The sequence below is a fragment of the Caballeronia eucalypticola genome (genome assembly GCF_047608185.1).
GTDB lineage: Bacteria > Pseudomonadota > Gammaproteobacteria > Burkholderiales > Burkholderiaceae > Caballeronia.
This window is the reverse complement of sequence record NZ_JBLKRU010000053.1, coordinates 39,218-50,825: the sequence shown is the minus strand read 5'-3', so window position 1 is coordinate 50,825 and position 11,608 is coordinate 39,218. Positions and strand designations below refer to the sequence as shown.

12 protein-coding genes are annotated in these 11,608 nt (G+C 56.2%); 8 read left to right on the top strand and 4 right to left on the bottom strand.

The genetic code is table 11. From position 1 onward, the window contains the following. The coding region (locus ACMX25_RS35115) for a DUF6444 domain-containing protein (protein ID WP_414950699.1) at window positions 1-601 on the bottom strand (601 nt) is incomplete at its 3' end. 329 nt (window positions 602-930) lie between these two features. Beyond that, window positions 931-2,127: an enoyl-ACP reductase FabV gene (fabV, locus tag ACMX25_RS35110; RefSeq protein ID WP_414954483.1), complete on the bottom strand. Its 1,197-nt coding sequence runs from the start codon at window positions 2,125-2,127 to the stop codon at window positions 931-933. Window positions 2,128-2,336: 209 nt separating this feature from the next. Here fabV and ACMX25_RS35105 point away from each other — a divergent pair, with 209 nt between their 5' ends. From ACMX25_RS35105 to ACMX25_RS35090, 4 genes are all read left to right on the top strand, one after another. Next, window positions 2,337-3,092 (top strand): AAA family ATPase, encoded by a 756-nt coding sequence (locus ACMX25_RS35105; RefSeq protein WP_414954482.1) that lies wholly within the window; start codon window positions 2,337-2,339, stop codon window positions 3,090-3,092. Window positions 3,093-3,149: 57 nt separating this feature from the next. Next, window positions 3,150-3,611: a GNAT family N-acetyltransferase gene (locus ACMX25_RS35100; RefSeq protein ID WP_414954485.1), complete on the top strand. Its 462-nt coding sequence runs from the start codon at window positions 3,150-3,152 to the stop codon at window positions 3,609-3,611. Window positions 3,612-3,836: 225 nt separating this feature from the next. Further along, window positions 3,837-5,375 carry an MFS transporter gene (locus ACMX25_RS35095; protein ID WP_414954481.1) on the top strand — a complete coding sequence of 513 codons (1,539 nt, stop codon included), beginning with the start codon at window positions 3,837-3,839 and terminating at the stop codon, window positions 5,373-5,375. Between the two features lie 52 nt (window positions 5,376-5,427). Then, the gene (locus ACMX25_RS35090) at window positions 5,428-5,898 is read left to right on the top strand and encodes a MarR family winged helix-turn-helix transcriptional regulator (RefSeq protein ID WP_414954480.1); all 471 of its coding nucleotides are present in this window, start codon (window positions 5,428-5,430) and stop codon (window positions 5,896-5,898) included. A gap of 92 nt (window positions 5,899-5,990) precedes the next feature. Here ACMX25_RS35090 and ACMX25_RS35085 read toward each other — a convergent pair whose 3' ends face one another. Then, window positions 5,991-6,293 (bottom strand): hypothetical protein, encoded by a 303-nt coding sequence (locus ACMX25_RS35085; protein WP_414954479.1) that lies wholly within the window; start codon window positions 6,291-6,293, stop codon window positions 5,991-5,993. A 276-nt stretch (window positions 6,294-6,569) separates the two neighbouring features. Next, window positions 6,570-7,478 (bottom strand): LysR family transcriptional regulator, encoded by a 909-nt coding sequence (locus ACMX25_RS35080; RefSeq protein WP_414954478.1) that lies wholly within the window; start codon window positions 7,476-7,478, stop codon window positions 6,570-6,572. 370 nt (window positions 7,479-7,848) lie between these two features. Here ACMX25_RS35080 and ACMX25_RS35075 point away from each other — a divergent pair, with 370 nt between their 5' ends. The 4 genes from ACMX25_RS35075 to ACMX25_RS35060 all read left to right on the top strand — a co-directional run bounded on the left by ACMX25_RS35075 (window position 7,849) and on the right by ACMX25_RS35060 (window position 11,590). Next, window positions 7,849-8,568: a hypothetical protein gene (locus ACMX25_RS35075; protein ID WP_414954477.1), complete on the top strand. Its 720-nt coding sequence runs from the start codon at window positions 7,849-7,851 to the stop codon at window positions 8,566-8,568. Window positions 8,569-8,619: 51 nt separating this feature from the next. Beyond that, window positions 8,620-9,723: an alkene reductase gene (locus ACMX25_RS35070; RefSeq protein WP_414954476.1), complete on the top strand. Its 1,104-nt coding sequence runs from the start codon at window positions 8,620-8,622 to the stop codon at window positions 9,721-9,723. A 72-nt stretch (window positions 9,724-9,795) separates the two neighbouring features. Then, window positions 9,796-10,191 (top strand): nuclear transport factor 2 family protein, encoded by a 396-nt coding sequence (locus tag ACMX25_RS35065; protein ID WP_414954475.1) that lies wholly within the window; start codon window positions 9,796-9,798, stop codon window positions 10,189-10,191. A gap of 469 nt (window positions 10,192-10,660) precedes the next feature. Next, window positions 10,661-11,590, top strand: coding sequence for a glycosyl transferase family 90 (locus ACMX25_RS35060; RefSeq protein WP_414954474.1), 930 nt, complete (start codon window positions 10,661-10,663; stop codon window positions 11,588-11,590). Window positions 11,591-11,608: the final 18 nt, after the last annotated feature.

Here is an 11,608-nt window from a genome sequence, read left to right as displayed (position 1 = left end):
GTGCAGCTTGCGTGATGCAGTTTTGCACTGTGCCTGCACTCAGGCTCAGGCCAAACAGGTCGCGCAACGCCTGCGAGGTACGCTCCAGAGGCAACTGCTGATATTGCGTCAGATAGACCGCTGCGGCCTGGATCTGGTTGCCGTACTGCACCGCCTGGCTAAGACCTTGGGGAAACTCGGCGCAATGCACTTTGCCGCAGCCGCATTGCGCCTGCTCCACGCGATGGGCTGTCACTTCAAACCGGATCACCGGCAAGTCAATCACCTGCCGCTCTTCGGCCAGTACCGAAACGCGATCGGCCGTGATTTCTTGACCACAGTTATCACATACCCGACTCACTCGATGAATCTCAACCCGATCCGGGTGCGCCACGCGTTTAAGCGTCTTGCCCTCATGGCCTGGCTGAGCGCCTGGCATGGCTGCGCTCACCGTGCGCTGCGATTTGGGCTTGGGTTTGCGCTTCAGGCCATCCGAGGACGGCGGCTTGCTCGAGTTGTGGCTGTCCTTGCCGAGCTTCGCTTCAATCTCGTTCAGACGCCTCACCAAATCAATGATGAGCGCGTCTTTCTGCTCGTCCGTTAGATTTTTAAGGTTGGGCACAAATGTCATCTCCGAATCATGCCGAGCTTCGCAGCAGTTTACAAGTGCTGACTAGTTACCTTTGGACAAAGAAATGACGTGCCGCCACGCACAGTGGCTAATAGTGATAAAGAAAACAGCTAACGTAAAACCCGCGAAGACCTAAAGAGCAGCAACCCGGCATAGACTCAGACCGCTAACGCAGAACCCGTGCAACCCGGCAATGAATCCGACCGCTAACGCCGGAACCCGTGCAACCCGGCATCAACCCCGCCCCCTTCCGCCCAACCCCAAATGCGAACGAAAACCAACTTCGCATCGACCTCAAAGCGGCTTCGGCGGATGAGAAGCTAACCCTGCTCGATGCCAGAAATGTCGACCTTAAGATCAACATCAGCATCATAATCAACGCCATCAATCCCGAACCCGAACAACCTCAGAAATTCACTCTTATAACCGGCGAAATCGGTGAGTTCATAGAGGTTGTCGCTAGTCACCTGATCCCACAGTTGCTGCACGCGACCCTGCACCGCCGGACTAAGTTCTTTAGCGTCCGCACGCAACCGGCCCTCCTGATCCATCTCCGGCGATCCGCCATACAAACTGTCTTTGTAGAGACCATAAACCTGTTCGATACAACCCTCGTGCGTACCCTCTTCTTTCATGACCTTGAAGAGCAAGGACAAGTACAACGGCATCATGGGAATCGCTGAGCTAGCCTGCGTAACAACCGCTTTCAATACCGATACGCGCGCGTCACCCCCATGCCCGGACAGGCTGTCGCGAATCGCAAGGACCTTCTGATCCAGGTCTTTCTTGGCCGCGCCGATCGAACCATTCCAATAGATGTCGTGCGTTATCTTCTCGCCGAGATACGTGAACGCAGTAGTCTTCGCGCCCTCCGCCAGAACACCCGCGGCAAGCAAGGCATCAATCCACATCTGCCAGTCCTCACCGCCCATCACGGCAACGGTGTTGTCGATCTCGCTTTGCGTCGCCGGTTCCAGACTGCTTTCCTTGACCACTTCCTTGTCGGTATCGAGGCCGCGTAGCGTAATGGACTTGCCGACCGGTTTCAGTGTCGAAGTAAAAACCTCGCCCGTCTTCGGATGTGTCCGTCGCGGTGACGCGAGGCTATACACGACCAGATCGATCTGCCCAAGATCCCGCTTGATGACATCGATTGTCTTCTGCTTGATCTCATCGGAAAAAGCATCACCGTTGATGCTCTTTGCGTAAAGTCCTTTCGCGGCCGAGAATTTGGTGAATGCCGCACTGTTGTACCAGCCGGGCGAGCCGGGTTTGTTTTCTTCGCCCGCGCGTTCGAAGAAAACACCGAGGGTATCGGCGCCGCAACCAAATGCCGCCGTGATCCGGGCAGCAAGCCCATAGCCGGTCGACGCGCCAATCACCAGGACTTTTTTGGGTCCCTCAGCAATAGGACCTTGCGCCGTCACGTAGCCGATCTGTTGCTCGACGTTAGCTTCGCAGCCAACCGGATGAGTAGTCACGCAAATGAAGCCGCGCACGCGTGGTTTGACGATCATGAAGACCTCGATTGGGAACGCCTGAATTGCATTCAGGCAGCGCGAAAAATTTCGAGCATTGTAAATGACAGGCGTCTTGCCGGTCTCCGCTCGCTTCGTTTTCACGGTGACCCGCCGGGGTAAGATACCGCTTTCGTCAACGCAGCGTCAGTTCAGAGGTGCGGCCTCCCATAGTATCCATGCGTCCGTGAAAGCGTGATGCTTACCTCATGATCTCTACCCAGTACATCAGCCGGATCAGCTTGCAGCGCGACAAGGTCGAGTTATTCGATCGCTATCCGTTTTCGCTGCCGGCAGTCCGGTCGCTGGACACGCTTGAACTGCATCCCAAGATTACTTTCTTCGTCGGCGAAAACGGCTCCGGGAAGTCGACGCTCCTCGAAGCCATCGCCGTATCGATGGGATTCAATCCCGAAGGCGGCACGAAGAACTTCAACTTCGGCACCCGCGCATCGCACTCGGTGCTCGATGAATATCTGCGTATTGCCAAAGGCGTGAAACGGCCGAGAGATGGCTTCTTTCTGCGCGCAGAAAGCTTCTTTAACGTGGCCACCGAAATCGAAAATCTCGATTCTGAACCTTCCTTTGGCCCTCCCGTCATTAACTCCTACGGCGGCAGTTCCCTGCACGAGCGTTCACATGGCGAGTCCTTTTTGGCGCTGCTGATGAACCGCTTCGGCGGCAAGGGCCTTTACCTCCTCGACGAACCGGAAGCCGCGTTGTCGCCACAACGGCAACTCACCGCACTGGCGAGACTTCATGACCTGGTCCGCGATGAATCCCAGTTCATCATCGCCACTCACTCGCCCATTCTGATGGCGTATCCGGACGCGTGGATCTATGAGTTCACGACGGAAGGGGTAACGCGCGTCACTTACGAAGAGACCGAACACTTCCAGGTCATGCGAGCATTCCTGGCCAACCCCGAACGCATGCTGCGCACGCTTCTGAGTGACGATGAATAGCGTCGCCCGGGGTCCGGCCGATTTCGCATCCAACAACCACCGACCCTCTGAGGTTCCATCATGGAACACATTGTTTTCCGGTCTGCTCTCTTAGCCGATGTCCCCGCGATCGTCGCATTGCTAGCCGATGACGAACTCGGGAGCAAGAGAGAAATCACCGGCACGCCGATTGACCAAAGATACGTCGATGCATTCCGGGCAATAGAAGCCGATGCGAACCAGCGATTAGTGGTAGTTGCCGACGGCGGCGAGATAATCGGCACGCTTCAACTTTCGTTTATCCCTGGCATTGCGCGCATGGGATCGTGGAGAGGCCAAATCGAAGCGGTGCGAATCGCCACGCATCGCCGCGATTCCGGGCTGGGGCAGAAGATGTTCGAATGGGCGATCTCCGAATGCAAGTCGAGGGGGTGCAGTCTGGTCCAACTCACGACCGACAAGAGCCGTACCGACGCTCACCGGTTCTACGAAAAGCTCGGCTTCAAGGCCAGCCACGAAGGTTATAAGCTCGCCTTGTAGAACCCCTCGCCCCCCTCCGCACTCATCCGGAACACACACGCACGGGCATCCGTGCGTCTTCATTTCCACCAAGCCAAGTCTTATCGCGCATGGGGACGCAACAGAATCTGCTTGCCTAAATCGCTGCACCGGATAATATATTGGCATATGCAACTACTTTAAATGGTCTTGCAACGGGTCGATGCGCCCCAGCCGGGCCGCCCGTCATCCCATCAAGGCAAAGGTATGCAGAAAAGATTTCTGTTGTTGTTATGCGTATCCGTACCGTCGTTCATGATCAACCTCGACGCCAATATTGTGGCGGTGTCGCTCTCGTCGATTGCGCGATCGCTGCATGCGGATTTCGTCGCCATTGAATGGGTGATCTCGGCTTACACGCTGGCATTTGCAACGTTGGTGATGCCTGCCGGCGCACTCGCCGACCGCTTCGGCAGAAAGCGCTTGTTGATCATTGGCTTGCTTGTCTTCACTACCGCGTCCTTCTTCTGCGGCGCCGCTACATCAACGGTTGTGTTGAACGCCGCACGCGCGCTGCAAGGCGTGGGTGCCGCGTTGCAGCTTAGCGCGGCACTCGCAGTTCTCGCGCATGGATTCCAAGGGAAGGAGCGCGCCAAGGCGTTCGCGTTCTGGGGTTCGGTGATCGGCGTGGCCATCATGCTTGGGCCTGTGGCAGGCGGATTGATCACCCAGTCGCTAGGCTGGCAATGGGCTTTCTACGTGAACCTGCCCGTCGGCGCAATCATGATTGCCATGACGTATTTCGTAGTCGATGAATCCAAAGATCCGCACGCAATCGCCATCGATATTTGGGGCGTTCTGACGTTCAGCGCGTTCCTCGGACTGCTGACCTGGGCGCTGATTTCAGGCAATCGCGAAGGCTGGCTCAGCACGTCCGTCAGAGCGCGGTTAGCGGGCTCAATCATTTTCCTTATTGCGTTCGTGATCGTCGAGCTCAAGCAGGCACGACCCATGGTCGAGCTAGGCTATTTCATCAAGCGAACCTATTTGGGCGCGAGTCTCGCCGGCGTGTCGTATGCGGTTGCGTTCCTGACCATGCTGACCTATCTGCCCTTCTTCTTCCAAAGCGCGCTCGGCTATTCTCCGCTCAATGCGGGCCTGCTGATGCTGCCGCTTGCCGTGCCTTTGTTCGGCGTACCGCGCATTGTGTCCGTGTACCTCGATCATCGGATGTCAGGACGCATGCTGCTCGTTTGCGGCCTGTTGCTGGTCGCGGTTGGCTTGTTCGGAACCGCGATGGAAATCCAGTCGCTCACCTATAGCGCGATCTTTCTCCCCATGCTCGTTGCCTCCACCGGGGCGGGAATTCTCAACGGTCAGATCGCCAAGGTCAGCATGACTGTGATTCCCGTGGAACGGGCAGGCATGGCGTCAGGGGTATCGGGGACCATGCGGTTCAGCGGCATCGTGGTGGGGTTCGCGGCACTGGGCGCGTTGTTGTTTTATCGAATCCAGGCGAGCATTGAAAGAGAATTGCCTTTAATCGGCGCCCACGACAAGCTCGAGATCACGCGCTCTATCGCGAATGGGAACATCGCTTCCGCGGCCTCGCTTATTTCATCGCATCAAGGGCTTGGATCGATTGCGCGAGCGAGCCTTGGTTACGGATACGAAGGTGTGCTGCTCGCGGCTTCTGTTGTTGCATTCGCGGCGAGTGCGGTGTGCTGGCTGTTGATAAGCGCCGAGGAAACGGCGCCTCATCAGGATCGGCAGTCCGCCATGCGCCTGGATGTGTCAATAGACTAAGATTGCCGGACGAACTTCCGAACCGTTACTTTCACCGTAGTTATGCAGAGCCATGAACACTTCGAATAAGAAGCACTCGTCCGCCGCAGTCTCTCTATGCAATGGGGCCGCATTGCGCAAAGCCACACGCAGGCTTTCACAGCTTTATGACACCGTGCTCGCGCCGTGCGGCCTCAAGCTGTCGCAACATTCAACGCTTGCGCATATCGATCGGGCAGGCACGCCGAACATGAGCGATCTGGCTAGAGACATGGTGCTTGACCGCTCCGCACTTTCGCACAATCTCAAGCCGCTAGAACGCGATGGGTTTATCGAATTGCTTCCCGATGAAACCGATAAACGCGGGCGCCTCGTTGCCTTGACGCCGGCTGGAAGAGACAAACTGGCCGAGTCCAAAGTTCTTTGGAATGAAGCGCAAAGACGCTTCGAAAATGCCTATGGCACTGCCAAGGCAATGAAGCTGCGTGCGCTGCTGGCAGACGTTTATTCCGACGAAATGGAGCAATTGTTCCTGGACGAATGATTGCAACGAGCCAATTCCGGCGACGCGCAATCGGCCGCCCTCAAGCGCGTCCCTTCGCCGCAAAACCGTATGAAACCGACTAGGCGAATCGATTAAACGCTTGGCAGATCTTCGAGCGTTTTTTCAATCCGACCCTCTTCAAACGAGGTTTCAATGCCAATGTGCCCATTAGCGTAAGGGATCGAACTAACCTGGGGACCGAGATAGCTTCGCCCGCCGAGCTTGAACACCGTGCGCACCATCTCCCCTTTTTCGAGGATCTTCACGACGTGATCCACATCGACGACTTTGGGTGCCGACGTCCAGTTGGCCGTCAATTCGTCGATGTTTCCCCAACGCACATGAGTGACACGATCATTGGTCCAACGCACACCATCAATGGCAACAATAGACATGGCTGACTCCGTCTATTAATGAAGCAGCTTAGTGGAACAGCAACCTCGTCCTAAGTGCCCTTTTTAATTCTTGTATTGATCTTGGGAACGAACGTTTCGCGTGGCGCGGCTCGCCGGATTGCAGGCTTCTGCGGGATCGCTGGGAATCGATTTTTTAATGCGGGCAATGCACGGCGAACGGGAAATAGATTGACATGGTTCTGGCGAATGCACAAGCGAGCGCCGGGCCTCGCATGCAGTCGCAATCTTGTGTGCAAGTCCTGTCCTTTTTGCGCGTCAGGAAATTGAGCGCAAGGGGTCATTTGTCATCCGAAGGTCTGCAATCAGGTGCTCGATCACCGCGCGACCGGCCGCACGTGTAGCGCGGCCTAGCGGGAAATAGGCGTGCACGGGAACATCAACAGTTTTCCAGTCCGTGAGCAGCGCGACGAGCGACCCGTCTTCGAGTTCACGGCGGCATGCCCATCCAGTCGTCGACGTAATGCCAAAACCCGCCACCGCGGCAGCAACAGTGCCCTCGTTCTCGTTAGTCGTGAAATGCGACGAGACTTCCGCCTCCACCGTCTCCCCATCACGCTCGAACTTCCATGCCCACGGAACCGACGTGGCAGGTCCTGCCACTATCCGGTGCGAAACGAGATCAGCAGGCTTCATTGGGGTACCCGCGCGCTCAAGATAGCTCGGTGCCGCGAGGATCATGCGAGGGATCGTTGCGATAAGTTTCGCCGTCGCACCCGAATCCGCCAGCGGGCCGAGGCGAATCGCGACATCGACGGCGTCGCGAACCAGATCCTGCCTTCGATCCTCCAGGAGAAGCTGGATTTGCAGATTGGGATGCCTGACAGTAAACGTCGTAAGGCGCGGGATGACTTCTCGAATTGCCACGCTGGTCGGCATGCTCATACGCAGCGACCCGCGCAACTCGCTGCCTTCGCGCACGCTATGTTCCGCTTCGTCGAGAGCCATAAGGATCGGCTCCATCCGGGCGAGGAATTCGGAACCCGCATCCGTTGGCACGACGGCGCGTGTGGTGCGTGAGAGCAATCGGGCGCCGAGACCCGCTTCCAGCTCGGCAATGATGCGTGAGGCCTGTGACTGCGAAAGTCCGCATTCGCGCGCCGCGGCTGAGAAGCTGCCTAGCCGGGCGACGCGGGTATAGAGCTTGAGCGCGAATATGTCTTTCATCAAGGTTCCCGGGAAGCGAGATAGTTGCGCCAGCGCCAGCCTTTCAGCTAAGGCAATTAATGCGCGCAAGACATAAAAGATAACCGATATTAGTAGACGTCTGGCTCTTCTTGCTTGCGGACCCAACAAAACTACCGGGCGCAATGCATATAAAACTTCAAACTCAAGCGCGAGCGCCGCTGGTGCCAATCATAGCGTTGACTGAACAATCCTTAGACGTTCTTGCATTAAACCCATGTGTAATCCACATAAGTCATAGCTGAAATGACCGACTACCGGCTAGAGGGCGGTCGCTTTAACCTGTGTTCATCGACAACGCGAGTTCACCCCGTCTTACGCGTCGTTTCTTTTCACCACCGGAGATTTGACCATGAATGACCTGCTCGCTTTTGCCGTTGACGCCCACGGCGGCCTGGACCGTTGGAATACGTTCAGCCGACTCAAGGCCGAGCTATCGATTGACGGCGCGATCTGGCACCTGAAGCAGCAACCCGGTCTGCTCAATAACAAGATCTTCGAACTCGACACGCATAAGCAGCGCCTGACAATCACCCCCTTCCTCGCCGACGGTCAGCGCAGCGTGTTTGTTCCGGGTCGTGTATCGATCGAAACGCTGGACGGCGCGGTGCTAGAAAGTCGTGACGACCCCGAGGCCGCTTACGCAGGTCATGCGCAGGAAACACCGTGGGACAAATTCCATGTCACCTACTTCGCAAGCGAAGCGTTGTGGACCTACCTCACTTCGCCCTTCCTCTACACGTATCCCGGGTTTGAGAGCGAAGAGATCGAACCGTGGTACGAAAACGGCGAAAAATGGCGCCGGCTGAAAGTGACGTTTCCTGCGGATATCCACAGTCACACGCGGACGCAGATTACTCATTTCGGCCCGGACGGATTGATGCGGCGCCACGACTACACCGTCGACATCCTGGGCGGCGCAAGCGGCGCCAACTATGTCAGCGACTATGCCGAATTCCAGGGTATCAAGATGCCGACCAAGCGGCGCATCTACGCTTATGACGAACACATGCAGAAGGTGCCTGAGCCGCTGCTCGTTTCCCTCGACTTCGGTCAGTTGAGCTTTAGTTAAGCTGCCACTAAATCTTCGGCTCCATACCGCATTCGATTGGGAAATCTCACCATGTCTACCGCCCCGCTTTTCGTGCCGCTGCAATTGGGCGCGCTGTCGTTGCCGAATCGTATTGTGATGCCGGCTCTTACCCGCATGCGCGCCGGCCCTGGCGGAGTGCCCTTGCCCATAAGTGCCGAGTACTATGCACAGCGAGCCACGGCGGGTTTGATCATTAGCGAAGCGACGGCAATCAGCGTCAACGGTCACGGTTATCCGCAGATGCCCGGCATTTATTCGCCGGAGCAGGTTGCCGGTTGGCGCGCGGTCACGGACGCTGTTCATGCAAGGGGCGGCCGGATGATGCTCCAGATCGTGCACCACGGGCGCTGGTCACATTCGAGCTACAACCCCGACGGCAGCTTGCCCGTTGCGCCGTCACCTATAGCACCGCCGGGCCTCGCGTACACGCCGGCGTTTCAGCAGGTGCCCTACGAGACACCGCGCGCGCTGGACACGCTTGAAATATCGGAGATAGTGGTGGCGTTCTGGAGCGCAGCGAGGAATGCGCTCGATGCCGGTTTCGATGGCGTCGAGATCCACGGAGCGAATGGTTTCCTGCTAGACCAGTTCCTGCAAGATGGCAGCAATCTTCGCACCGACGAGTACGGTGGATCGATCGAGAACAGGACGCGGCTATTGCTTGAAGTGGTCGACGCAATCACCGATGTTATTGGCTCCGATCGCACCGCTGTGCGCCTGTCGCCGCACGGCAACCTGGGCGGTCTACATGACAGCAACACCGTGCCTCATTTCACCCACGTGATTCGCGAACTCGGCCAACGCAAACTTGCTTATCTCCACTTGATTGAGCCGCGCGCATCGTCGGCGGGTTTAGGCGATAACGCGAGTGTGGACAGCGCGAACAACGCAGCACTGTTCCGTCCAATATTCGATGGACCGTTGATTACCGCCGGCGGCTACAACCCCGGGACCGCCGCCCATATGATCGAGTCCGGGCTCGCCGACGCCGTTGCGTTCGGACGGATGTTCATTGCCAACCCGGACTTGCCTGAGCGCATTCGAGCAAGCGCGGCGCTGAACCAGTTCGATCGGGCGACCGCCTACGCCGGCGACGCGCATGGTTTCACGGATTATCCGGCGCTAACGGTGTAGTTCAAAAATGCGCTCGCGCCGACGAATACTCGCTCAGTGAAGCTTAACCAAACGTAACCCAAAGGAAACGCCATGAGCACTCAAGAGAAGAACAAGCGCATCGTGCTGGAAGCATTCGACACGCTCTTTAACCGGCGCGACTATGCGGTCGCCGAGAACTTCTGGTCTCCTCAGTACATTCAACATAGCGCGCACATTGCTCCAGGCCGCGAAGGTCTTTTCGAACTCACCCGGAATCTGCCTGACACGCTGGTCTATGAGCACGGCGTCATCATGGCCGAAGGTGACTTCGTCATGGTGCATGGACGCTTCTCGGGCAACGGCGGCCCGGCGGCGCTCATTGCGGTCGATATTGTGCGGCTAGAGAACGGGATACTCGTCGAGCACTGGGACGTACTGCAGGATGAAGCGACCGCCGAAACTTCCGCCAGCGGCCGGCCGATGTTCGGCGAGCGATTCCCGGGTTGAGTCGTTCGACCGTAGTTCGTCAACCCCACTGAAAATTTCCCGGGCGTCCTCAGCCTCCGTTCATCGAAGCGCACGATGGACGGCTCGTGGCGTTACCATCAACTGGTATCGATGATCGGAGTTCCATTGAGGCAAATAGTTAGTATCGCTGAGCATTTATCGTGGTTCGCAACGTTAACCTTTATGCACCACGGCCTGTGCAGCAAGGGCTCGAACTCCACCTTCAGATGCTCAAAACGCGTTGACTACATTGTCGAAAAAACGATAACGGGTACACTAGCGCAGCCCGTGTGTTCCGTTCCATGCAACAGCCGTTCCGCCCGTTCAATTTAGTACTGTCTGGCAATCCGCTTTTGTACGTGATCGACGCATGCCACTGCTGCAATCCAATCACTGCGATGCACGTGCTGCAGCGCATATCGGCGTAGCCCGAAGGCGATAAGTTTCTATTAAAGATTGAGTCAGATTTATGCATGCCAGAAAACTTAAGTTTTACGCAAAAAATGTCATCGCCAATCTTTTTCCATCGCTGATTTTCGAAAAAAGATATGACCGCATGTTCAGGAATCTGGACGAACATCAGTGGTCTTATATTCGTTCCCGCGCCAATTATTACAACAAGCTTGAACAGCAATTTGTGCTGAACGAAACGGCGAGTCGCAGCAGCGCGTTGCCTTTGCGCGGCAACCCTAGCGCCTACTACTATGATTTCAAAGAGATATCCCGATACTTCGCGCGCTCCTTAAAATTCAATTATGTTTTCAAGGACATCCGGGAAGCGGTAAATGAGCCAACGCTTCTTAAGACCAGGCCGCTCACCGAATCGAATGAAAATTCAGTCATATTGAAGCTGGACAAGATGAGGCACTTCAACTTCATTGAAGATACGCGCTCATTTGAAAGCAAAATCAACATGGCCGTCTTTCGAGGTGCGTGCTACCAGCAGCATCGAAAAGCATTTGTCGCCAGATATTACAGTTCGGCAATGGCCGATATTGGTGACACTGATGACGCGCAAAAAGGTCGCCACGGTCATCGGCCGTTCATGAGCATTGCAGACCAGCTGAAGTTCAAGTTCGTAATCAGTCTGGAAGGTAACGACGTTGCGACCAACCTGAAATGGATCATGCTTTCGAATTCCGTTTGCTTCATGCGCAAACCGAGGGTGGAAAGCTGGTTCATGGAAGGCTCGTTGATTCCCAACCACCACTACGTTCTTCTGGACGATGATTTTTCCGATCTCGAAGACAAGATAAATTATTACACCAAGCATACAGAGAAGGCGATGGCGATCATCAAGAACGCCAATCAGTACGCCATGCAGTTCCTCGATACGCGCCGGGAAAAACTTATTTCGCTGCTGGTCCTGAGGAAGTATTTCGATCTTTCCGGTCAGTGAAGGCCGATCATCCCGAGA